Genomic DNA, 22200 nt, shown 5'->3' with positions numbered 1-22200 from the left:
AGCCCTGTAAGGGGTGGAGCTGACCGGTACTAATAGGCCGAGGGCTTGTCCTCAGTTGCTCGCGTCCACTGTGTTGTTCTGAAACAACGACCCCGCATGTCCCGGGCCACGGGACCTGCGGTGCGGTGACAGTTTCATAGTGTTTCGGTGGTCATAGCGTGAGGGAAACGCCCGGTTACATTCCGAACCCGGAAGCTAAGCCTTACAGCGCCGATGGTACTGCAGGGGGGACCCTGTGGGAGAGTAGGACGCCGCCGAACAATCATTGTGGAGAAGCCCTGCCGGGTAACCGGCGGGGCTTTTCTGCGTTTCCGGACCGGTACGGTTTGGCCTGGTTGCCCGGGGGTGATCGGGCAGGCAGGATGGGCGGATCACCGGTTGGTCCAGTCCAGTTCGTACGGGCCACTTCGCGGGGTGGGCAGGAAGGTGGGGGATATGGGCGGTTCCGGCGGTTCCGAGGATTTCAATTCCTTCTACGAGGCCTCGTACGGTCAGCTCGTCGCCCACCTGTACGCCATGACCGGTGATCTGGGGGAGGCGCAGGACGCGGCCCAGGAGGCCTTCGTCCGGGCCTGGGACCGCTGGCACCAGGTCAGTACCCATGACAATCCGGTGGCCTGGGTCCGGCTGACCGGGCAGCGGGTGGCGATCAGCCGCTGGCGACGGGCGCGGACGGCGGTACGGAGCTGGATCCGGCACGGGCCGGTCGGGCCGATCGCCGGCCCGGGGCCGGACACGGTGGCTCTGGTGGAAGCACTGCGGAAGTTGCCGGAGGCCCAGCGGTCGGCGCTGGTCCTGCATCACATGGGCGGCAGGTCGGTGGCCGAGATTGCCGCTGAGGCCGGCGTTCCGGTGGGCACGGTGAAGGCGCGTCTGCACCGGGGCCGGCAGGCCCTCGCCCTGCTGCTCGGCGAGGAGCCGGCCGAGGCGGGTCACCCCGTACGGGAGGCGGGGCGTGACGCGTTCCGCCCGGTGCCGGAGAACCCGGTGCAATCGGGGCAGCCAGGGCAGCCAGGGCAGGCAGGGCAGTCGGGTCAGTCGGTGGCTGGGGCGAGGCGGGTGCCGGCCCAGGCCGTCCGGGTGGCGGAGCCGGCCCCGGTGCCGGACGGCCGGGCCGCTGCGGACCTGGACCGGCCGGGCGTCCTGGCAGAGGCGGAGCGGCCGGTGGACGCGGCGGAGCTGACCACCCATGCGTGACAGATCACTGAGAAGGATGGGCCGGTCCGAACCGTCCGGGATCGGCAACGCCCGGCTGGAGCAGCTCTTCGACACCCTGCGCAGCGAGGTGACGACGACGGTGCAGCCACCGGTCACGGCCCAGTGGGTCCGCCGAGCGGCCGCACGCCGCCGGCAGCGTCGCCGGGCCGTGCTGGGCGTGGGCTGCGCGGTTGCCGCACTCGCGCTGTGGGGCGTCCGGGGGCTCCTGCCGGTGCCGCCCGAAGGGAGCGCCGGGGCCTCGGCGGCCGACCGGCGGATCGCTGCCGAGATACCGATGCCCGGTCAGGAGAGCCGTACCGACTTCGATCTGCTCCTGCCCACCGAGGACCTGCCGGTCGCCGAGGGCGCCTACGGCCCCTGGCTGCTGAAGGACGAGAGCACGGTGGACGGCGTGGCCGCCGGGGACGGCCCGGCCGTCGGCGCGACGAGTACGCCCTCCGGGAGCCCGTCGGCCCAGGCGGACGACGCCGGCCGGGCGGCCACCTGCCTGGGGCGGGTGGCGGGTTCGGTCGGAGCCACCAGCCTGTCGGGGCGCTCCTACTCGGACTTCGGCGGTTACGGGGCCGCCGCCGCCGAGTACGTGCTGGCGTTCCCCACGGCGGTGGAGGCCGGCCGGGCGGCCGAACGCCTGCGAGCCTCGATGGAGTGCGGATCCGCGGGGGTGACCGCCCTGTTCTGCTCGACCGACGTGATCGCCGTCCAGACGTGGAAGCGTGCCCAGGGGCCGGTCGAGATCGAGGAGATCACGGTCCAGCAGGCCGGTACCCGGCTGGTGGCGTTGGCCGTGCACCGCCTCGCCGATGCGACGACGGCGCTCCCGGGCGGCCCGAAGTCGCAGCGGGAGAGCCTGGTGCGGCCGGAGTTCTTCACCGCCGCGGACTCGCTCCGGGTCCGGTTGGCGGCAGCCGCTGCCGCCGGGGACGGCTCGTCGCCCGGTACGCCGCCCGTTGCGACGGCGGGCGGGCTCGCGGGCTCACCCGCGGGTCCGGCCTCTCCGGAGCCGGCCGCCGCCACCGTCGAGCCCACCGCGGCAGCCACCACCGGTACCGCGACGGGCACCGCCACCGGCGGCACCGACGCGGCGCACTGCCAGGGCGCGTAGCACCCTCCGCGGCGCCCGAGGCAGGTTTCTTCCGGTGCATGAACATTCGTTGACCCGGTCCGAGGCAGCTGCCAGGCTGTCGGACGTGAGCCAATCCGAGCGCCTTGTGGGCCGCCTGCACGTCGATCTGCGACGTCACGCGAGCGCCATCTGTGCTGTCTGCCACTGACCGGCGCTCCTTCGCGCTGACGCGCCACTCTCACCTGTCGGCCTGAACCGGCACGGCCGCCCCACCGGCACAGTCACCGTTCCGGGCTGTCGCCGTACCCGGCCGTGCCGTCCTCCTGGCCCCGCCCCGGCCCTGCTCCGCCGGGTGCTCCGTCCACCACCGGCCGTTCACCCCGGCCTCGCCGCGTGACGGGCAGCCTGCTGCCCGTCCCCGTCGGCGTACCCTGCCGACCCCGCAAAGGACCTCCCATGCCCGTGACCCCATGGCCTGCTTCCCGGCCCACCTCCCGACGCCAGTTCCTCGCGCTGGCCGCGGTCGCGGCGGCGGCCGCCGCCTGCGGCCGGGCGACCGCGGCGGACGGTGGCGGGGCCGAGACGAAGAAGCTCCGCTACCAGGGCTGGGTGGGGCAGGTGACCTTGCCCGAACTCGCCGAGGACCTCGGCTACTTCGAAGACGTGAAGCTGGAGTGGGTGGGCAACACGATCAGCGGCCCGCAGGACATCCAGTCGGCGGCGACCGGGCAGACCGACTTCGGCGGGGCGTTCAACGGCGCCGTCGTGAAGCTGATCGCGGCCGGGGCGCCGGTGAAGGCGGCGATCAGCTACTACGGCGTCGACGCCGCCTCCTACAACGGCTACTACGTGCTGGAGGACAGCCCGATCCGCTCCGCGCGGGACCTGGTCGGCAAGAAGGTCGGGATGAACACGCTCGGCGCCCACGTCGAGGCGGTGCTCGACACCTACCTGCAGAGGAACGGCTTCGCCGCACCGGAGTTGGGCCGGGTCGAGCGGATCGTCGTGCCACCGGTCAACACCGAGCAGTCGTTGCGGCAGAAGCAGATCGAGGTCGCCTCGCTGGGTGGCGTCCTGCGCGACAAGGCGCTGGCGGCGGGTGGGATCAGGCCGTTGTTCAGCGACTTCGACCTGCTGGGCGCCTTCAGCGCCGGCACGTACGTACTGACCAACAAGTTCCTCAAGCAGAACCCGAACACCTCGAAGGTGTTCGTGACGGGCGTCGCCAAGGCGATCGAGTGGGCCAGGGCGACGCCGCGCGAGGAGGTGATCGCCCGCAGTACGGACATCATCAGGCGGCGCGGCCGGAACGAGGACGTCGCGGCGCTGCAGTACTGGAAGTCCTTCGGCGTCGCCGAACCCGGCGGCCGGATCACGGACCAGACCTTCCAGCTCTGGATCGACTGGCTGACCGCCCACGGTAACATCAAGCCAGGTCAGGTCAAGGCGGCCGATCTCTACACCAACCAGTTCAACGGCTACTCGGCCGCCTCGCCCACCGCCGCCAGGAGTTGAGCCGACGATGACCGCGCACATCAGCTTTCGTCAGGTCACCAAGACCTTCCCCGTCCGGGGGCGGGCCGGGGACCGCAGGCCCGCCGGGTTCACCGCCCTCGACTCGGTCGGACTCGACGTCGCCAAGGGCGAGTTCCTGACGGTGGTCGGCCCGAGCGGGTGCGGCAAGTCCACCCTGCTGGATCTCCTCGGCGGCCTGACGGCGCCGACCTCCGGCGAGATCCTGCTCGACGGCCGGCCGGTGACCGGCCCGGGGGTCGACCGCAGCATCGTCTTCCAGCAGTACGCGCTGCTGCCGTGGCGGACGGCCCAGGGCAACGTGGAGTTCGGCCTGGAGGCCACCGGCGTGCCGAGGCGCCGGCGGGCGGCCAGAGCACGGGAGTACCTCGACCTGGTCGGTCTCACCGGCTTCGAGGACCGCCACCCGCACGAACTCTCCGGCGGGATGAAGCAGCGGGTCGCGATCGCCCGCAGCCTCGCGTACGACCCGGCCGTCCTGCTGATGGACGAGCCGTTCGCGGCGCTCGACGCGCAGACCCGCGAGTCGCTGCAGGACGAACTGCTGCGGATCTGGCAACGGACTGGCAAGACCGTCGTGTTCATCACCCACGGCATCGAGGAGGCGGTCTACCTGGGCGGCCGCGTCGCGGTGCTGACCTCGCGTCCGGGCCGGGTGAAGGAGGTCGTCCCGATCGACCTGGGCGAGCGCGCGACCGGCCAGGACCTGCGCTCCAGCCCGGAGTTCGCCCGCTACCGCCACCAGATCTGGAGCCTGCTGCACGACGAGGTCAGCCGCGCACAGCAGTTGGAGAGAGAGGTCAGCCACGTATGAGCACCGACCTGAACCCGCGCCCCGCGGTTGCCGCGCGGACGGCCGTCGCAGAACCCCGGCCGGCGGCGGAGCCGGCCCCCGCCCGGACCACCGGCACCGAGCCGGCCCCGGGGGCGGCCCCGGCGTCCTCCCCGGTTTCGCCCGCCGGGCCGGTGGACCGGGCCCCGGGCACCAACGGGTCACCGGCGCCGGCCCGGAGCCCGGGACCGCTGCGGAGGTCGGCCCGTCTGCTGCTGAGCGCCGCCACGAAGTCCGTGGCGATCCTCGCGCTGCTGCTGCTCTGGGAGCTCGCCCCGCGCTTCGAGCTGGTGGACCCGACCTTCCTCCCGCCGTTCAGCGAGGTGCTGGACGCCTGGTACGGGCTGCTGCAGAACGGCCAGCTGGCCGACAACACCCTGGCCAGCCTGACCCGTTCGCTGAGCGGCTTCGGCCTGGCGGTGGCGATCGGCGTGCCGCTCGGCCTGTTGATCGGCTGGTACCGGCCGGTGGCCGACCTGCTGAGCCCGCTGCTGGAGCTGTTCCGCAACACGGCGGCGCTCGCCCTGCTCCCGGTCTTCGTACTGATCCTCGGCATCGGCGAGACGTCCAAGATCTCGATCGTGCTGTACGCCTGCCTCTGGCCGATCCTGCTCAACACCATCAGCGCGGTGCGCAGCGTGGACCCGACGCTGATCCGGCTCGCCCGCTCGCTGGACCTCTCCGCGCCCCGGTTGTTCCAGAAGGTGATCCTGCCCGCCTCGGTGCCGGTGATCTTCACCGGTGTCCGGCTCGCCGGGGCGGTGTCGATCCTGGTGCTGGTGGCCGCCGAGATGGTGGGGGCCAAGGCCGGGCTGGGCTACCTGATCAACGCGTCGCAGTACAACTTCGCGATCCCGCAGATGTACGCGGGCATCGTGACGATCTCCGTCATCGGGCTGGTCTTCAACCAGCTGTTGGTCGCGCTGGAGCGCCGGTTCACCGCCTGGCGCGCCCCGCTGGGCAGTTGAGAGGTGTGACGTGAGTGCACAGCAGGAGTTCGCGGCCGACGTCCTGGTGGTCGGCGGCGGCCCGGCGGCCACCTGGGCGGCGCTGGACGCGGCACGCGCCGGTGCGGACGTCGTCCTGGCCGACAAGGGGTACTGCGGGACCAGCGGCTCGACGGCGGCCGGCGGCACCGGGGTCTGGTACGTGGACCCGGAGCCGGCGCTCCGCGAGGCGGCGATGGCGAGCCGGGAGGCGCTCGGCGGTCACCTGGCCGACCGGCGCTGGATGGCCCGGGTCCTCGACCAGACCTACGTCAACATGAACGAGTTGGCGGAGAGCAGGAGTTACCCCTTTCCGACCGGACCGGACGGCCGGCAGCTGCGGACCGGTCTGCAAGGCCCGGAGTACATGCGCCGGATGCGGATCCGGGTGCGGCGCGCGGGTGTCCGCATCCTCGACCACAGTCCCGTCACCGAACTGCTCACCGCCGCCGACGGATCGGTCGCCGGTGCGGCAGGCCAGCGCCGGCAGGCCGGGCACCCGTTCCTGGTGCGGGCGGGCGCCGTGGTGCTCGCCACCGGTGGCTGCGCCTTCCTCAGCAAGGCGCTCGGCACGAACACCAACACCGGCGACGGCGCCCTGTACGCGGCCGAGGTGGGCGCCGAACTCTCCGGGATGGAGTTCTCCAACGCCTACGGCATCGCGCCGGAGCACACCTCGGTCACCAAGACCGCCTTCTACTCCTACGCCAGCTTCAGCACCGGGGACGGCGCCGCGCTGGAGGGCGCGGCGAGCCAGGGCGGCCGCTCGGTGATCGCCCGCTCGCTGCTGGCGGGGGAGAAGGTGTACTGCCGGCTGGACCGCGCCGACGAGGCGGCCCGCCGCGCGATGCGCCTGGCCCAGCCGAACTTCTTCCTGACCTTCGACCGGCTCGGCATCGACCCGTTCACCGACCGCTTCGCCGTCACCCTGCTCGCCGAGGGCACCGTGCGGGGCACCGGTGGCATCCGGATCGCGGGCGACGACTGCCGCACCACCGTCCCCGGCCTGTACGCGGCGGGGGACGCCGCCACCCGGGAGGAGATCTGCGGGGGCTTCACCGGCGGCGGCAGCCACAACGCGGCCTGGGCGATGTCCTCGGGCACCTGGGCCGGGCGGGGCGCCGCCGGGTACGCCCGCGCGCTCGGGCCCGGCGCCCATCGCCGGGTGCTCGCCCCGGCCGGCCGGGCCGGGCTGCGTCCCACCGCGGCGCCCGGCGGCAGGCCCGGCGGGGACGCCCGCGAGATCGTCGCGGCCGTCCAGCGCCAGGTGCTCCCGTACGACAAGAACTACCTGCGGCACGGGGACGGCCTCACCGGGGCGCTGAGCGTGCTCGACGACACCTGGGCGCGGCTGCGGGCCGGGCTGCGGGCCACCGGCACGGACGCCGTCCGGGCCCGGCAGGCGGCGGCACTCACCGCCAACGCCCGCTGGATGTACCGCTCGGCGCTCGCCCGGACCGAGTCCCGGGGGATGGCCCGCCGGCTCGACCACCCCGGCCAGGATCCGGCGCAGCACCACCGGATCGCCTCCGGCGGACTGGACGAGGTCTGGACCCGCCCGCTCGCCCGCACCGCCACGGAGGCCGCCGCGTGATCGAACTCGTCTCCGCGGAGCGCTGCGTCGCCTGCGACCGGTGCATCAGGGTCTGCCCGACCGACGTCTTCGAGCGGGGTGCGGACGGCGTCCCGGTGATCGCCCGGCAGGACGACTGCCAGACCTGCTTCCAGTGCGAGGCCAACTGCCCGGCGGACGCGCTGTTCGTCGCCCCCTACACCCACCCGCAGCCGCAGGACCCGGCCGTCCGCGACGAGCGGCGGCTGGCCGACGCGGGGCTGCTCGGCAGCTACCGCGCACAGATCGGCTGGGGCCGGGGCCGGACCCCGGGCGCGCTGCGCGCGATCGGCCCGGCCCTCGGGCCGGCCGCCCAGGCCACCCCCATCACCTCCTGAAGCACCTCCCGAAGCACCTCCCGAACGTCCGTACCGCACCCATCGTCCGAAGGGAATTCCGATGACCAGCACCTTCGAGATCCGCAAGGTCGGCGGCCGGATCGGCGCCGAGATCCTCGGCGTCGACACCGCCGCCGAACTCGACCCGGGGACGGTCGAGCAGCTCAACGCCGCCCTGCTGGAGCACAAGGCGCTCTTCTTCCGCGGCCAGCAGCTGGACGACGACGGCCAGACCCGCTTCGCCGCCAACTTCGGCACCCTCACCACCGCGCACCCGACCGTGCCCGCGCTGGACGGCCAGCCGAACGTGCTGGCGGTGGACAGCGAGGACGGCGGCCGCGCCAACCGCTGGCACACCGACGTCACCTTCGTCCGGACGCCGCCGAAGGCCAGCACCCTGCGCAGCCTGATCGTCCCGCCGTACGGCGGGAACACGCTGATCGCCAACACCCAGACCGCGTACCGGGACCTGCCGGAGCAGCTGCGCGAGTTCGCCGACCGGCTCTGGGCCGTGCACACCAACGACTACGACTACGCGCAGGGCAAGGAGCTGGACGCGGCGGACCAGGAGCGCCGCCGGGTCTTCACCGCCCGCACGTACCGCACCGCCCACCCGGTGGTGCGGGTGCACCCGGAGAGCGGTGAGCGCGGGCTGTTCATCGGGGGCTTCGCGCAGTCGGTCGTCGGGCTGCCGAGCGCCGAGTCGCACGACCTGCTGCGCAGCCTGCAGGCGTACGTGACGCGGCCCGAGAACGTGGTCCGCTGGCGCTGGGAGCTCGGGGACGTGGTGCTGTTCGACAACCGCGCCACCCAGCACTACGCCCCGGACGACTACGACGACCTGCCGCGCCGCCTGCACCGGGTCACCGTGGCCGGTGACGTCCCGGTGGGCGTGACGGGGGAGTCCAGCCAGGTGCTGGAGGGTGACGACGCTTCGCACTACACCTCCTGACCAGCGCCCGGCCGCGCGGAGGGGGTCCGCGCGGCCGGTCCACGGGGAAGGCCCGGACCACCTGGTCCGGGCCTTCCCCGTGCTGTCGGGCCGGGCCCGGCGGCGGGCCGTCACGCCGCGGCGTACCGCCCGGCCGGGCGCGGCAGGCCGTAGTGCTCGCGCAGGGTGCTCCCGGTGTAGCCCTCGCGGAACAGGCCGCGCGCCCGCAGGATCGGCACCACCTGCTCGACGAAGTCGTCCAGGCCGCCGGGCAGGACGGGCGGCATGATGTTGAAGCCGTCGGCCGCGCCCCGGGTGAACCAGGTCTCGATGTGGTCGGCCAGTTGCTCGGGGGTGCCGACCACGACCTGGTGGCCGCGGCCGCCGCCGAGCCGCCCGACGAGTTGGCGCAGGGTCAGCCGGTCGCGCTCGGCGAGGTCGCGGATCAGCTCGAACCGGCTCTTGGCGCCGTTGATCTCGGTGACCGGCGGCAGCGGCGGGAGCGGCTCGTCCAGCGGGTGGCCGGTGAGGTCGACGCCGAGGACGGTGGAGAGCACGCCGACCGCCCGGGCCGGGCTGATCAGCGCGTCCAGCTCCTCGTCCAGGGCGCGCGCCTCCGCCTCGGTGGAGCCGAGGACGGGGACGACGCCGGGCAGGATCTTCACCCGGGCCGGGTCGCGGCCGGCCGCGGCGGCCTGCCGCTTGAGGTCGGCGTAGAAGGCCTGCCCCTCGGCCAGGGTCTGCTGCGCGGTGAACACCGCCTCGGCCCAACGGGCCGCGAAGGCCCTGCCGTTGTCGGAGGAGCCGGCCTGCACGAGCAGTGGGTGGCCCTGCGGGCTGCGCGGGATGTTCAGCGGTCCGCGCACCTGGAAGTGCTTGCCGACGTGGTCGATGTCGTGCACCCGGCCGGGGGCGGCGAACGCCCCGCTCGCACGGTCCAGCAGCAGTGCGCCGTCCTCCCAGCTGTCCCATAGCGCGGTGACCACGTCGAGGAACTCGGCGGCCCGCTCGTACCGGACGGCGTGGTCCTGGTTGGCGCTGCGGCCGAAGTTCTGGGCGGCGCGGTCGCCGGCCGAGGTGACGATGTTCCAGCCGGCCCGGCCGCGGCTGATGTGGTCCAGCGAGGCGAACTGGCGGGCCAGGTTGTAGGGCTCGGAGAAACCGGTGGAGACGGTCCCGATCAGGCCGATCCGGGTGGTCACCGCGGCCAGCGCGGTGAGCAGGGTGAACGGTTCGAAGTGGCTGATCAGGCCCCAGCCGCCGTCGGAGCGGGCCTCGACGCCGTCGGCGAGGAACACCGAGTCGAACGAGGCCGCCTCGGCGGCTCGGGCGAGCCGCTGGAAGTGCGCGACGTCCCCGGCGGCGGCCGGGTCGGTGCGGGGGTGGCGCCAGGCGGCCTCGTGGTGGCCGACGCCCATCAGGAAGAGGTTGAAGTGGAGTTGGCGCTCGGCGGGTTCTTCGGGCATGGCGGAACGCTCCGGGGCTCGGGAGGCGGGCGGGAGAGAGGGGGATCGACCCGATTCTCCGGCCCGCTGTCCGGCCGTTCAACGATTCGCCCGGGCGTGGAATTAATGTGCCGTTGACGGTGGGTCAACGCATCGTCCGGGCGGTCGAGCGCCCGGCCGTCCGCAGTTCCATCGGCCGCTGGTAGACGCTGTCGAGCACCCCGGCGCAGGCCGCCACCGCCAGCACCTCGACGCCGAAGGCGGTCGCGGTGACCAGTTGTTCAGGTGCGGCGTTGGAGTGCCGCCGGATCTGTTCGGCCAGGTAGGGGCGCAGGCGGGGGGCCACCGTCATCCCGGCCTCGCTGACCACCAGGACCTCGGGGTTCAGGACATCCAGCAGCAGGCCGGCGGCGGGTGCGACCAGCCGCAGCCGCTCCTCGAAGAGCCGGACCGCGGCGGGGCTCCCGGCGGCGGTCAGCTGCAGCAGCAGGTCGAAGTCGGGGCGGGGGACCAGCCCGAGGGCATGCGCCCGGCGGGCGAGGGTCCGGTCCGCGACGGTGGCCTGGAGGCAGCCGGTGCGTCCGCAGGAGCAGGCCTCGGTGGAGCCGGGGACGGCGAGGTGGCCGATGTCGCCGGCCCGGGAGCGGCGCCCGTGCAGCACGCTGCCGCCGGTCGCGATGGCCGCGTCGACGACGTTGCCGACGAACAGCTGGACCAGTTCGGTGGCCGTGCTGCCGGCGCCGAACAGCAGCTCCGCCTGGGCCAGCGCCCGGGCGTGGCTGTCGACGTGCACCGGCAGCCGGACGGTGTCGGCGAGGATGTCGCGGACGGGGACGTCGTGCCAGCCGAGCGGGCCGTGGGCGACGACGCTGCCGCTCCCGGAGTCCACCCAGCCGCCGGTGACCACGCCGAGGCCGAGCAGCGAGTGCCCGGCGGCCCGGCGGGCCAGGAACCCCGGCAGGTACGCCCGGACGGTGCCCAGCACGGCGGCGGCGTCCCCGCGCCGGGGCAGGCGCTCGTGGGCGACCACCCGTCCGCGCAGGTCCAGCAGGGCGAAGGTGAGCCAGGGCACGCCGATGTGCACGCCGCAGGCCAGGTGGTGACGGGTGTCGATGTCCAGCGGCAGCCGCGGGCGCCCCGCCCTGGGCGGTCCGTCCGGCGGGGGCAGTTCGCGCAGCAGCCCGAGACCGGTGAGGTCGGCGGTGTGCCGGGAGACGGCGGCCGGGCTGAGGCCGGTGGCCCGGCCGACGGCGCTGCGGGTCAGCGGGCCGCCGGCCAGCACGGCGCGCAGCACGGCCCCGGCCCCGCCGCCCTCGGTGGGCAGCGGGGTCCTGCCGTGCGTGGGCGGTGCGACCAGGGAGAGCATGCGGTCGATGCTCCCAGCGGCGTGTTGCACGGGCGTGGCGAGGGCGTGAAGCGGCCCGGGGCGGCGCCCGGCGGCCGGGTGCACGGCGCCGCGGCCTGCGGGCGGGTGGGGGCGCGGACCGGTCCGGGATCCGGGTGGTGCCCGGGTCAGCTCAGCTGTTGCCGGACGGTGGAGGCGTCGGCGGCGGCCGTGGCCGAACCGGTCAGCGTGGCGAGCATCTCGCGCACGTTGGTCACCTGCGCGTGGATGCTGTCGCGGCGCTTGGTGAGCGCCGCCAGCTCGTGCTCGGACTCGGTGCGGATCCGGTCGGCCTTGGCGTTGGCGTCGGCCACGATGTCCTCGGACTGGCGCTGGGCCGTCTCCACCGTCCGGCGGGCGCGGCGCTCGGCGTCGGTGCGGAGCTTCTCGGCCTCCAGGCGCAGCTGCTCCGCCCGGTGCTCGATCTCGGCGAGGCGCTTCTCGGCCTTGGCCTGGCGGGCCGCCAGGTCACGCTCGGACTGCTCGCGGCGCTTGGCCAGGTTGGTCTCGAACTCCAGCGCGGCCTGGGCGGCCTTGGTGCGGGTGTCCTCGAAGAGGGCGTCCGCCTCCTCGCGCCTGGCCGCTGCCGCCTGGAAGGATTCGAGGCTCACCCGCTCGCTCTCGGCGAGGTCGCGGTCGGCCTTGGCCCGGCGCGTCGCGAGGTTGGTCTCGAAGTCCCGCGTCGCCTGGGCGACCTTGGCGCGGGTCTCCTCGAAGAGCGTCTGGGCGGCCTGCCGCTTGGCTTCGGCGTCGCGGTTCGCCCCGGCGAGCAGCGCGGCACTGTCGATCATGGCCTTCTCCATGATCCGCAGGCCCTCGGCCTCCCTCGGGTCGAGCGCCACGGTGCGATCGGACGGACCGGACCCGGGCGCCCCGTCGCGCAGGGTCGGGCTGTGGACGACGGCCGGGCGCTGCGCGTACCGGACGATGCCGCGCAGCCGGGCCGAGGCCTGGCCGGCGTCGGTCGGGCGGCTCGCGGGTTCCTTCGCCAGCAGGTCCAGGACGAGCTGGTCGATCTCCTGCGGCAGTCCGGCGCGCAGCTCGCTCGGTGCCGTCGGGACCACCGCGCCGTGTTGCCGGATCAGCTCGTAGAAGGAGCCGCGGAAGGGCGGCCGGCCCGTGCACAGCTCGTAGAGCACGCAGCCGAAGGCGTAGAGGTCCGAGCGGCTGTCGAGCCCCTTGCCCTCGAAGCGCTCCGGCGCCATGTAGGCGGGGGTGCCCATGATGACGTTCGTGCTGGTCAGGCCGTTGTCGGCGGAGTCGGTCCGGGCGATGCCGAAGTCCACGACCTTGACCGAGCCGGTGGCCTGGAGCATGACGTTGGCGGGTTTGATGTCCCGGTGGACCACACCCGCGCGGTGGGCGGTCGCCAACGCCTCGGAGATCTGCAGGGCCCAGTCGAGGGCGTCCGGCACGGGCGGTGTGCCCCGGAGCAGGACCTCGCTCAGCGGCTCCCCGGTCAGCAGCTCCATCACCAGGTAGAACTGCGGGCGGCCGGGACCCTGGTGCCGGCCGAAGTCGTGCACGGTGACGATGCTGGGGTGGTTGAGGGCGCCGGCCAGGGCGACCTCGCGCGTGAAGCGGGCCACGTCCTTCTCGGTGTGGACCCCCGGAAGCATGATCTTCACGGCCACCTGGCGCTGGATCCGGGCGTCGCGCGCCTTCCAGACCGCGCCGAACGCGCCTTCGCCGATCTGCTCCAGCAGCTCGTACCGGTCGTCCAGGACATCGCCCGACTGCATCTCGCCCCCTCAGGCGTCAACGGCACCCCGTGCGCGCCCAACCTACCGCCTGTCGCCTTGTGGGGCCGAGGGGTTGACGGTTCGTCATTACCGGCGGACCGGTGTCTGACGTGCTCCGATCAGTGGGCGGCGGGCGTCCACCGGCGTGCCCGCCGAACCGGCCCACGGGCAGCGGGCCGGTACGGACGCAGGCAGCAGGGGCAGGCCGCCGGGCGGCCGCCGCCAGGGCCGGGCCGCCGGCCCCCTCCGCCGGCCCGGCCGTCAATATCGCGCTAAGACTGGCCGTCCGGCGCCCCGATCAGCGGCAGCACGCCCGGCGCGCCGTAGTCTCGAAGGGGCCGAACAGGTGTCCGGGGCTGGCTGCCCGACCGGACCGGATCAAGAATGGTGCACATGGGACGCGGCAGGCTGCGGATCTACCTCGGGGCCGCCCCCGGGGTGGGGAAGACCTACGCCATGCTCGCCGAGGCGCACCGCCGGGCCGGGCGCGGCACCGACGTGGTGGCCGGCTTCGTCGAGCATCACGGCCGGGAGCAGACGCTGGCCCGGGCCGAGGGGCTGGAGGTCGTCCCGCGCCGGGAGCTGGTGCACCGGGGCGCGGTCTTCACCGAGATGGACCTGGACGCCGTGCTGGCCCGCCGTCCGCAGGTCGCGCTGGTGGACGAGCTCGCGCACAGCAACGTCCCCGGCAGCCGCAACGCCAAGCGCTGGCAGGACGTGGAGGAGTTGCTGGCGGCCGGGGTGGACGTCGTCTCGACGGTCAACATCCAGCACCTGGAGTCGCTCGGCGACGTGGTCGAGGGCATCACCGGCGTGCGGCAGCGGGAGACCGTCCCGGACGACGTGGTGCGGCGGGCTGACCAGATCGAGCTGGTGGACATGTCGCCGCAGGCGCTGCGCCGCCGGCTGGCGCACGGCAACGTCTACGCGCCGGAGAAGATCGACGCCGCGCTCTCCAACTACTTCCGGCCCGGCAACCTCACCGCGCTGCGTGAGCTGGCCCTGCTCTGGACGGCCGACCGGGTCGACGAGTACCTGCAGACCTACCGGGCCGAGCAGGGGATACAGGGCACCTGGCAGACCCGGGAGCGGATCGTGGTCGGCCTGACCGGCGGCCCGGAGGGCGCGACGCTGATCCGGCGCGCCGCCCGGATCGCCGCGCGCGGCTCCGGCGGTGAGCTGCTCGCCGTCCACATCACCCGGTCGGACGGGCTGGCCGGCACCGGGTCGCCGCAGGCACTGATCGAACAGCGGGCCCTGCTGGAGAGCCTCGGCGGCACCTTCCACACCGTGCTCGGCGAGGACCCGGCGGCCGGGCTGCTGGACTTCGCCCGGGGCGTCAACGCCACCCAGGTGGTGCTCGGCTCCAGCCGCCGCAAGGCCTGGCAGTACGTCTACGGCCCCGGGGTGGGCGCCACCGTCACCCGCGACAGCGGTGACATCGACGTCCACATCGTGACCCACGAGCACGCCGCGAAGGGGCGCGGGCGCGTCCCGATCCGCCGGGTCACCGACCTCGGGCGCCGGCGCGCGGTGGCCGGCTGGCTGATCGGGGTGGCCGGCCCGCTGCTGCTGGCCCTGCTGCTGACCCATGTGAACGGGCTCGGCCTCTCCACCGACATGCTGCTGTTCCTGACCGTCACGGTCTGCGCCGCGCTGGTCGGCGGGCTGTTCCCGGCGGTCGCCTCCGCGCTGGTCGGCTCCTCGGCCCTGAACTACTGGTTCACCCCGCCGACCCACACCTTCTCGATCAGCGAGCCGCAGAACATCCTCGCGGTGGCGATCTTCACGGCGGTGGGCATCGCCGTCGCCTCGGTGGTGGACCTGGCGGCCCGCCGCACCCACCAGGCGGCCCGCAGCCAGACCGAGGCACAGACCCTCAGCGCCCTGGCCGGCACGGTGCTGCGCGGCGCGCCCACCGGCGAGGGCGTGCTCACCGCACTGCTGGACCAGGTCAGGGAGACCTTCCAGCAGGACTCCGCCGCGCTGCTGGAGCGGGCGGACGAGCACAGCCCGTGGCGCCGCACCGCCGCGAGCGGCCCCCACCCGCCGGACCGGCCGGAGCAGGCCGACGTGGACGTGCCGGTCGGCGAGCACCTGGCGCTCGTCCTGGCCGGGCGGGTCCTGCCGGCCGAGGACCGCCGGCTGCTCGGCGCGTTCGCCGCCCAGGCCGCCGTCCTGCTGGAGCGCCGCCGGCTCGCCGGGGAGGCGGCCGCCGCCCGCCGGGAGGCCGAGGGCAACCGGATCCGCACCGCCCTGCTGGCGGCCGTCTCGCACGACCTGCGCACCCCGCTGGCCGGCATCAAGGCCGCGGTCAGTTCGCTGCGCTCCGAGGACGTGGAGTGGGACGAGGCGGACGAGGCGGAGCTGCTGGCCGGCATCGAGGAGGGCGCCGACCGGCTGGACCACCTGATCAACAACCTGCTCGACATGAGCCGGCTGCAGACCGGCACGGTCACCCCGCTGATCCAGGAGACCGACCTCGACGAGGTGGTGCCGTTCGCCCTGGCCGGGGTGCCGCCGGACGCCGTCCGCCTCGACGTCCCGGAGTCGCTGCCGATGATCTTCGCGGACGCCGGCCTGCTGGAGCGCTCGCTGGCCAACCTGATCGAGAACGCCGTCAAGTACAGCCCGCAGGGGGTGCGGGTGTACGTCCGGGCGGACGCCCTGCACCCGGTGGGCGGAACCGCCCGGATGGAGCTGCGGATCGTGGACCGCGGCCCGGGCGTCCCGGAGGAGGCGAAGGAGCGGATCTTCGCGCCCTTCCAGCGCCACGGCGACGCCCCGCGCGGCGCCGGGGTCGGTCTCGGCCTCGCGGTCGCCCGGGGCTTCGTGGAGGCGATGGACGGCACCGTGGCCGCCGAGGACACCCCGGGCGGCGGGCTCACCATGGTGGTCACCCTGCCGGCGGTGGAGCGCCCGTCCGAGCCCGCCCCGCGGTCCGGTCCCGGCCCCGCGGACCGGGTCGCCCCGGCGGTCGCCGAGGCGGCCCGCGCCCCGGACGGCGTTCCGGGCGGCGCCCCGTACGGCTCCCGGGCGTGAGGCCCGTACCGGCCGGGCGGGGCGCCGGGACCGGGGCCCCCGCCGTACCCGATCCGGCGCCCGCACCCGACCCCCGTAGTCCCAGCAGCCCCGAAACCCCGGCAGCCCCCGCACCACGCCCCCGCTGACCCCGACACCCCTCCCGAAAGGCGGAGCCCGCATGACCCGGGTCCTCGTCGTGGACGACGAACCTCAGATCGTCCGCGCGCTGGTGATCAACCTCAAGGCCCGCAAGTACGAGGTCGACGCGGCCCACGACGGCGCGAGCGCCCTGGAGCTCGCCGCCGCCCGGCACCCGGACGTGGTGGTGCTCGACCTGGGCCTGCCGGACATGGACGGCGTCGAGGTGATCAAGGGCCTGCGTGGCTGGACCCGCGTCCCGATCATCGTGCTCTCCGCCCGGCACGCCTCCGACGAGAAGGTCGAGGCGCTGGACGCCGGCGCCGACGACTACGTCACCAAGCCCTTCGGCATGGACGAGCTGCTCGCCCGGATGCGGGCGGCCGTCCGCCGGGCCGAGCCGGTCACCGGCGAGGACGACTCGGCGGTGGTCACCGACGGCTTCACCGTCGACCTGGCGGCCAAGAAGGTCAACCGGGGCGGCACCGACGTCCGCCTCACCCCGACCGAGTGGCACCTGCTGGAGGTGCTCGTCCGCAACGCCGGCCGGCTGGTCAGCCAGACCCAGCTGCTCCAGGAGGTGTGGGGCCCGGCCTACCGCACCGAGACCAACTACCTGCGGGTCTACCTCGCCCAGCTGCGCCGAAAGCTGGAGGCCGATCCCTCGCACCCGCGTCACTTCATCACCGAGCCGGGCATGGGATACCGCTTCGAGGCCTGAGCGAGGTCCGGGCGTCCGGACCTCCGGCCCTGCCGTCGGACCCCCTTGTACCGGTACCCTTCGGGCATGAGTGGTGACATCAGCAGCGACCAGCCGCAGGGTCGCTTCCGCCGTATGCTCAGCCGGTTGACCTCCTCCACCGAGGAGCTCCAGGCCGAGGAACTGCGGCAGGAGAGCGCGGCGGAGTCGGGCTGCACTCCGATCGCCAGCTGCAGTGACCGTGCCCTGGTCACCGTGGCGGGCACCCTGCGCACCGTGACGCTCCGCCCCCGGGCCGGCGTGCCCGCGCTGGAGGCGGAACTCTTCGACGGCACCGAGGCCCTCGACGTGGTCTGGCTCGGCCGGCGCTCGATCGCGGGCATAGAACCCGGCCGCCGGCTCGTCGCCAGCGGCCGGATCAGCCACGCACGTGGGCGCCGCGTGCTGTTCAACCCCCGCTACGAGCTGCGTCCGGTAGGACACGGGAGCGAATGAGCGTGAGCAACCTGCCCGGCGGCGATCCCGCCGCCCAGCTCGACCTGGCCAAACCCGCCGAGGCGAGCGGTCACCCCTACGAGCGGTCCTTCGAGGGGCCCGGTCCCGCCGCGGCGGAGCCCGCCCCGGAGACCGCGGAGGAGACGGCGGCCCGTGAGGCAGCCGCCTCCCGGGAGGCCGCCGACACGGTGATGCAGGCCTTCGGCGGCGTCCGCGGCATGATCGACATGACGCTGCCCGGCCTGGTCTTCATCATCACGTACAACATCACCCACCAGGTCTCGACCGCCGCCTGGGCGGCTCTGGGCCTGAGTGCGCTGTTCGTGGTGGTCCGGCTGTTCAAGCGCGAGACCATCCAGCACGCCTTCAGCGGCGTCTTCGGGGTCGCGATCGGCGCCTGGATCTCGATGAAGACCGGCAAGGCCGAGAACTTCTACCTCCCGGGCCTGCTCTGGAGCGTCGGCTACTGCGTGGGCCTGGCGGTGTCGGCGCTGGTCCGCTGGCCGCTGATCGGGGTGATGCTGGGCCCGGTCACCGGTGAGATGTTCACCTGGCGGACCCAGAACCCGGGCCGGCTCGCCGCCTACACCAAGGCCACCTGGGCCTGGGTGGTGATCATGGGCATCAAGCCGGTGATCCTCTTCCCGCTGTACTTCACCGGCAACGTGAACCTGCTCGGCTGGCTGAAGGTGGCGCTCGGCATCCCCCCGATGCTGCTGGCGATGTACATCACCTGGCAGATCCTGCTGAAGGCGCCGCCGCCGATCAAGGCGGTCGTCGAGGACGAGTAGCCCGGACGCCCCGGCGGGGCGGTCCGACCGGACGGCACGACGTACGAGGAGGGGCCCACCCGCGCGGGTGGGCCCCTCCTCGTACGTCCGGGCGGCCCGTCAGCCGGTGCCGGCCCCGCCGCCGGCCAGCAGCAGGTTCTCCAGCTCCTCCTCGCGCTCCTGGGCGGCGACGAAGAGCAGCTCGTCGCCGCCCTCCAGGGTGTCGTCGCCGCTCGGCACCAGGACCCGGCCCTCGCGGATGATGGTCACCAGCGCGGTGTCCTGCGGCCACTCCACGTCGCCGACCCGGGTGCCCACCAGCTCGGTGTCGGCGGCCAGGGTCAGCTCGACCAGGTTGGCGTTGCCCTGGCTGAAGCGCATCAGCCGGACCAGGTCACCGACGCTGACCGCCTCCTCGACCAGGGCCGACATCAGGCGCGGCGTCGACACCGCGACGTCCACGCCCCAGGACTCGTTGAAGAGCCACTCGTTCTTGGGGTTGTTCACCCGGGCGACCACCCGGGGAACGCCGTACTCGGTCTTCGCCAGCAGCGAGACGACCATGTTGACCTTGTCGTCGCCGGTCGCGGCGATCACCACGTGGCAGCGCTGCAGGGCGGCCTCGTCCAGCGAGGTGATCTCGCAGGCGTCCGCCAGCAGCCACTCCGCCATCGGCACCCGCTCCACCGAGATGGAGTTCGGGTTCTTGTCGATCAGCAGGACCTCGTGGCCGTTCTCCAGCAGCTCGCCCGCGATCGAGCGGCCGACGGCACCGGCCCCGGCAATTGCGACCCGCATCAGTGACCCTCCTCGTTCGGGCCCTGGGCGAACGCGGCCTCGACCGCCGCCAGATCCTCGCGGCGCAGCGTCACGTGCACCAGATCGCCCTCCTGGACCACCATCTGCGGCGTGGGGAGCACGCTCTCGCCGAGCCGCGTGACGAACGCCACGCGCGCCCCGGAGGCCTCCTCCAGCGCGCTCAGCCGGTGCCCGACCCAGGACGGCGCGTACGCCACCTCGGCCATCTGCACACTGCCGGTCGGGTCCTGCCAGAGCGTCTCGGCGCCGCTGGGCAGCAGCCGGCGCAGCATCTGGTCGGCCGTCCAGCGGACGGTGGCGACGGTGGGGATGCCCAGGCGCTGGTAGACCTCGGCGCGCCGCGGGTCGTAGATCCGGGCCGCGACGTTCTCCACGCCGAAGTTCTCCCGGGCCACCCGCGCGGCGATGATGTTGGAGTTGTCGCCGCTGCTGACCGCCGCGAACGCGCCCGCCTCCTCGATGCCGGCCTCGCGCAGGGTGTCCTGGTCGAAGCCGACCCCGGTCACCCGCCGGCCGTTGAACCCGGCTCCCAGGCGGCGGAACGCCGTCGGGTCCTGGTCGACCACTGCCACCGAGTGGCCCTGTTTCTCAAGCGCTCTCGCGAGGGCGGAGCCCACGCGGCCGCAGCCCATGATGACGATGTGCACTGAGCGCTACCTCACCCGGTCCGTTGGGGTCTTGACCTGCGCAAACACCGTTCATCGTCCTTCCGCACCCCGGGGTGGGGGTGACTCTTGTCGGCGGCTTTCGCGGGACAACTGGAGTGTTGCCCGCCGGCCCTTCATGCGACACGCTAGCCGGTCTCCCGAACACAGTCCCGACGAAGGGGGGGACGTAAGTCGGACTCGCCCGTGAGTACCCCCTACGATTCCTTACCGTGCCTATGCCGACTGACCTTCCGAAACGCATCCTGATCGGGCGTGCCCTGCGGAGCGACAAGCTCGGGGAAACCCTTCTCCCCAAGCGCATCGCGCTGCCCGTCTTCGCCTCGGACGCGCTCTCCTCGGTGGCGTACGCGCCCGAGGAGATCCTGCTCACCCTCTCCCTGGCAGGTGCCTCGGCGATCCACTTCTCGTGGCAGATCGGCGTGGTCGTCGCCATCGTGATGCTCGCGGTGGTCGCCTCGTACCGGCAGAACGTGCACGCCTACCCGAGCGGCGGCGGCGACTACGAGGTCGCCACGGTGAACCACGGTCCCAAGTCGGGCCTGGTGGTCGCGAGCGCCCTGCTCGTCGACTACATCCTCACCGTCGCCGTCTCGACCACCTCGGGCGTGGCCAACGTCGTCTCGGCCGTCCCCGCGCTGCGCGGTCACGAGCTGGGCCTGTCGGTCACGCTGGTGATCCTGCTGATGGGCATGAACCTGCGCGGGGTCCGGGAGTCCGGCACCGCCTTCGCCATCCCGACCTACGCCTTCATGGTCGGCGTGATGGGCATGGTCGGCTACGGCCTGGTCCGGCACCTGGTCTTCGGCGCCGACATGCCGGCCGAGAGCTCGGGGTTCCACCTGGAGGCCACCCCCGGCAACGAGTCGCTGGCCGGGTTCGCCCTGGTGTTCCTGCTGCTCAAGGCCTTCTCCTCGGGCTGTGCCGCGCTCACCGGCGTCGAGGCGATCAGCAACGGCGTGCCGGCCTTCCGCAAGCCGAAGAGCAAGAACGCCGCGACCACCCTGCTGATGATGGCGGGCTTCGCCGTGGTGATGTTCATGGGCATCATCTACCTGGCCCACCTGACCGGCGCGCAGATGGCCGAGAACCCGGCCGAGCAGCTGGTCGGCGCGCCCGCCGACTACCACCAGAAGACCGCGCTGGCGCAGATCAGCGAGGCCGTCTTCTCGAACTTCACCCCGGGCTTCTACTTCATCGCCGCCGTCACCGGCCTGATCCTGGTGCTGGCCGCCAACACCGCCTTCAACGGGTTCCCGGTGCTCGGCTCGATCCTCGCCCAGGACCGCTACCTGCCGCGCCAGCTGCACACCCGCGGTGACCGGCTGGCCTTCTCCAACGGCATCATCCTGCTGGCGCTGGCCGCGATCCTGTTCATCGTCGCCTTCGACGCCGACCCGACCCGGCTGATCCAGCTGTACATCGTCGGCGTCTTCGTCTCGTTCAACATGAGCCAGTCCGGCATGATCCGGCACTGGACCCGGCTGCTGCGCACCGAGACCGACCAGGCCAAGCGCTCCCACATGCAGCGCAGCCGGGCGATCAACGCCTTCGGCCTGGTGATGACCTCGGCCGTGCTGATCGTGGTGCTGGCCACCAAGATCAGCCACGCCTGGATCGCGATCGCCACCATGGTCGCGCTGTTCGTGCTGATGAAGGCGATCCGCCGGCACTACGACCGGGTCTCCCGGGAGCTGGTCGCCGCCGAGGAGCCCGACGACGTGGTGCTGCCCACCCGGGTGCACGCCATCGTGCTGGTCTCCAAGCTGCACAAGCCGGCCCTGCGCGCCCTCGCGTACGCCCGCCTGGCGCGCGCCCACACGCTGGAGGCGGTCTCGGTCAACGTCGACCCGGCGGACACCGAGGCGCTGCGCCGCGAGTGGGACGAGCGCGGCATCGAGGTGCCGCTCAAGGTGCTGGACTCGCCGTTCCGCGAGATCACCGGCCCGGTCCTGGACTACGTCAAGAACCTGCGCCGCAGCAGCCCGCGCGACGTGGTCTCGGTCTACATCCCCGAGTACGTGGTCGGCCACTGGTACGAGCACCTGCTGCACAACCAGAGCGCGCTGCGCCTCAAGGGCCGGCTGCTCTTCAAGCCGGGTGTGATGGTCACCTCGGTGCCGTGGCAGCTGGAGTCCTCGGAGCGGCGCAAGCCGCAGAAGGCCTGGTCGGCGCCGGGTGCGGTGCGACGCGGTGAGCCGCGTCGGCCGCAGGCCGTAAAGTCGAAGGTCTCCGGTACCTCCGACCCGGGCAGCTCCGACGGCCCCGCTGACGCCAGCAAGGACACCACCAAGTGACCCGCAACACCCCGCCCCGCTCCAACGGCAAGTCGGGCCAGGCCCGCAAGGGCGCCAAGCCCGGTCAGGTCGCCCGTCCGCGCTGGGCCGCCAGGCCCGCCCGCCCCGAGGCCACCGACCGCGACGGCTACACCGCGCAGACCGCGCCGCTGGCGCCGGGCGAGGCGCCGCGCGCCGACGAGAGCCGCCCCGAGGGCGCTCGCGGCGG

Annotated in this window: 18 protein-coding genes, 1 rRNA gene and 1 pseudogene; 14 read left to right on the top strand and 6 right to left on the bottom strand. The window is 73.3% G+C overall.

The annotated features are described in order from the left end of the window. Positions 1 to 143: 143 nt before the first annotated feature. The 9 genes from rrf to IE329_RS07870 all read left to right on the top strand — a co-directional run bounded on the left by rrf (position 144) and on the right by IE329_RS07870 (position 8534). Positions 144 to 260: ribosomal RNA gene (gene rrf, locus IE329_RS07910) — 5S ribosomal RNA — on the top strand. Positions 261 to 267: 7 nt separating this feature from the next. Further along, the gene (locus IE329_RS41800; RefSeq protein ID WP_308438350.1) at positions 268 to 1197 is read left to right on the top strand and encodes a SigE family RNA polymerase sigma factor; all 930 of its coding nucleotides are present in this window, start codon (positions 268 to 270) and stop codon (positions 1195 to 1197) included. Beyond that, positions 1190 to 2320, top strand: coding sequence for a type 1 periplasmic-binding domain-containing protein (locus tag IE329_RS07900; RefSeq protein ID WP_190210085.1), 1131 nt, complete (start codon positions 1190 to 1192; stop codon positions 2318 to 2320). Before IE329_RS41800 ends, IE329_RS07900 begins: the two co-directional genes overlap by 8 nt. 417 nt (positions 2321 to 2737) lie before the next feature. Next, entirely contained in the window at positions 2738 to 3796 is a 1059-nt protein-coding gene (locus tag IE329_RS07895; RefSeq protein WP_190210084.1) for an ABC transporter substrate-binding protein, read from the top strand. 7 nt (positions 3797 to 3803) lie between these two features. Next, entirely contained in the window at positions 3804 to 4628 is an 825-nt protein-coding gene (locus IE329_RS07890; RefSeq protein ID WP_190210083.1) for an ABC transporter ATP-binding protein, read from the top strand. Further along, complete coding sequence (locus IE329_RS07885; RefSeq protein WP_229927245.1) at positions 4625 to 5614, top strand: ABC transporter permease; 990 nt, start codon at positions 4625 to 4627, stop codon at positions 5612 to 5614. Before IE329_RS07890 ends, IE329_RS07885 begins: the two co-directional genes overlap by 4 nt. A gap of 10 nt (positions 5615 to 5624) precedes the next feature. Beyond that, complete coding sequence (locus IE329_RS07880) at positions 5625 to 7226, top strand: FAD-dependent oxidoreductase (protein WP_190210082.1); 1602 nt, start codon at positions 5625 to 5627, stop codon at positions 7224 to 7226. Beyond that, positions 7223 to 7582 (top strand): 4Fe-4S dicluster domain-containing protein, encoded by a 360-nt coding sequence (locus tag IE329_RS07875; RefSeq protein ID WP_190210081.1) that lies wholly within the window; start codon positions 7223 to 7225, stop codon positions 7580 to 7582. The genes IE329_RS07880 and IE329_RS07875 overlap by 4 nt, the downstream gene beginning before the upstream one ends. A gap of 61 nt (positions 7583 to 7643) precedes the next feature. After that, positions 7644 to 8534, top strand: a complete 891-nt coding sequence (locus tag IE329_RS07870) for a TauD/TfdA dioxygenase family protein (protein ID WP_190210080.1) — start codon at positions 7644 to 7646, stop codon at positions 8532 to 8534. A gap of 110 nt (positions 8535 to 8644) precedes the next feature. On the opposite strand, the gene IE329_RS07865 is transcribed toward IE329_RS07870, so the two are convergent. The 4 genes and pseudogenes from IE329_RS07865 to IE329_RS40355 all read right to left on the bottom strand — a co-directional run. Next, the gene (locus IE329_RS07865) at positions 8645 to 9979 is read right to left on the bottom strand and encodes an LLM class flavin-dependent oxidoreductase (protein ID WP_190210079.1); all 1335 of its coding nucleotides are present in this window, start codon (positions 9977 to 9979) and stop codon (positions 8645 to 8647) included. 124 nt (positions 9980 to 10103) lie between these two features. Beyond that, positions 10104 to 11324 carry an ROK family transcriptional regulator gene (locus IE329_RS07860; RefSeq protein WP_190210078.1) on the bottom strand — a complete coding sequence of 407 codons (1221 nt, stop codon included), beginning with the start codon at positions 11322 to 11324 and terminating at the stop codon, positions 10104 to 10106. A gap of 146 nt (positions 11325 to 11470) precedes the next feature. Continuing rightward, entirely contained in the window at positions 11471 to 12343 is an 873-nt protein-coding gene (locus tag IE329_RS40360; protein WP_373311109.1) for a cellulose-binding protein, read from the bottom strand. Then, positions 12317 to 13084: pseudogene (locus tag IE329_RS40355) on the bottom strand (serine/threonine-protein kinase); the annotation flags it as partial. The pseudogene IE329_RS40355 and the gene IE329_RS40360, both read right to left, overlap by 27 nt. A 393-nt stretch (positions 13085 to 13477) precedes the next feature. Here IE329_RS40355 and IE329_RS07850 point away from each other — a divergent pair. The 4 genes from IE329_RS07850 to IE329_RS07835 all read left to right on the top strand — a co-directional run bounded on the left by IE329_RS07850 (position 13478) and on the right by IE329_RS07835 (position 18232). After that, complete coding sequence (locus tag IE329_RS07850) at positions 13478 to 16126, top strand: sensor histidine kinase (protein ID WP_190210076.1); 2649 nt, start codon at positions 13478 to 13480, stop codon at positions 16124 to 16126. Between the two features lie 160 nt (positions 16127 to 16286). Beyond that, positions 16287 to 16967 (top strand): response regulator, encoded by a 681-nt coding sequence (locus tag IE329_RS07845; protein ID WP_190210075.1) that lies wholly within the window; start codon positions 16287 to 16289, stop codon positions 16965 to 16967. 66 nt (positions 16968 to 17033) lie between these two features. Further along, complete coding sequence (locus tag IE329_RS07840) at positions 17034 to 17441, top strand: OB-fold nucleic acid binding domain-containing protein (protein WP_190210074.1); 408 nt, start codon at positions 17034 to 17036, stop codon at positions 17439 to 17441. After that, positions 17438 to 18232 carry a DUF3159 domain-containing protein gene (locus IE329_RS07835; RefSeq protein WP_190210073.1) on the top strand — a complete coding sequence of 265 codons (795 nt, stop codon included), beginning with the start codon at positions 17438 to 17440 and terminating at the stop codon, positions 18230 to 18232. The genes IE329_RS07840 and IE329_RS07835 overlap by 4 nt, the downstream gene beginning before the upstream one ends. Positions 18233 to 18331: 99 nt before the next feature. On the opposite strand, the gene IE329_RS07830 is transcribed toward IE329_RS07835, so the two are convergent. Further along, positions 18332 to 19009: a potassium channel family protein gene (locus IE329_RS07830; RefSeq protein WP_190210072.1), complete on the bottom strand. Its 678-nt coding sequence runs from the start codon at positions 19007 to 19009 to the stop codon at positions 18332 to 18334. Further along, positions 19009 to 19677, bottom strand: coding sequence for a potassium channel family protein (locus IE329_RS07825; protein ID WP_073927867.1), 669 nt, complete (start codon positions 19675 to 19677; stop codon positions 19009 to 19011). Before IE329_RS07825 ends, IE329_RS07830 begins: the two co-directional genes overlap by 1 nt. Positions 19678 to 19913: 236 nt before the next feature. Here IE329_RS07825 and IE329_RS07820 point away from each other — a divergent pair, with 236 nt between their 5' ends. Further along, positions 19914 to 21992 carry an APC family permease gene (locus IE329_RS07820; RefSeq protein WP_073927866.1) on the top strand — a complete coding sequence of 693 codons (2079 nt, stop codon included), beginning with the start codon at positions 19914 to 19916 and terminating at the stop codon, positions 21990 to 21992. Positions 21993 to 22200: the final 208 nt, after the last annotated feature.

The organism is Kitasatospora indigofera, assembly GCF_014655955.1.
Lineage (GTDB): Bacteria > Actinomycetota > Actinomycetes > Streptomycetales > Streptomycetaceae > Kitasatospora > Kitasatospora indigofera.
This window is presented reverse-complemented; position numbering and strand designations above follow the sequence as displayed.

Bases quoted from the DNA above. Each gene is read 5' to 3' on its own strand.
- IE329_RS07845 (WP_190210075.1), top strand. From the start codon at position 16,287: ATGACCCGGGTCCTCGTCGTGGACGACGAACCTCAGATCGTCCGCGCG.
- IE329_RS07890 (WP_190210083.1), top strand. From the start codon at position 3,804: ATGACCGCGCACATCAGCTTTCGTCAGGTCACCAAGACCTTCCCCGTC.
- IE329_RS07900 (WP_190210085.1), top strand. From the start codon at position 1,190: ATGCGTGACAGATCACTGAGAAGGATGGGCCGGTCCGAACCGTCCGGG.
- IE329_RS07885 (WP_229927245.1), top strand. From the start codon at position 4,625: ATGAGCACCGACCTGAACCCGCGCCCCGCGGTTGCCGCGCGGACGGCC.
- IE329_RS07830 (WP_190210072.1), bottom strand. From the start codon at position 19,009: ATGCGGGTCGCAATTGCCGGGGCCGGTGCCGTCGGCCGCTCGATCGCG.
- IE329_RS07835 (WP_190210073.1), top strand. From the start codon at position 17,438: ATGAGCGTGAGCAACCTGCCCGGCGGCGATCCCGCCGCCCAGCTCGAC.
- IE329_RS07850 (WP_190210076.1), top strand. From the start codon at position 13,478: ATGGGACGCGGCAGGCTGCGGATCTACCTCGGGGCCGCCCCCGGGGTG.
- IE329_RS07860 (WP_190210078.1), bottom strand. From the start codon at position 11,324: ATGCTCTCCCTGGTCGCACCGCCCACGCACGGCAGGACCCCGCTGCCC.
- IE329_RS07840 (WP_190210074.1), top strand. From the start codon at position 17,034: ATGAGTGGTGACATCAGCAGCGACCAGCCGCAGGGTCGCTTCCGCCGT.
- IE329_RS07820 (WP_073927866.1), top strand. From the start codon at position 19,914: ATGCCGACTGACCTTCCGAAACGCATCCTGATCGGGCGTGCCCTGCGG.
- IE329_RS07870 (WP_190210080.1), top strand. From the start codon at position 7,644: ATGACCAGCACCTTCGAGATCCGCAAGGTCGGCGGCCGGATCGGCGCC.
- IE329_RS07895 (WP_190210084.1), top strand. From the start codon at position 2,738: ATGCCCGTGACCCCATGGCCTGCTTCCCGGCCCACCTCCCGACGCCAG.
- IE329_RS07865 (WP_190210079.1), bottom strand. From the start codon at position 9,979: ATGCCCGAAGAACCCGCCGAGCGCCAACTCCACTTCAACCTCTTCCTG.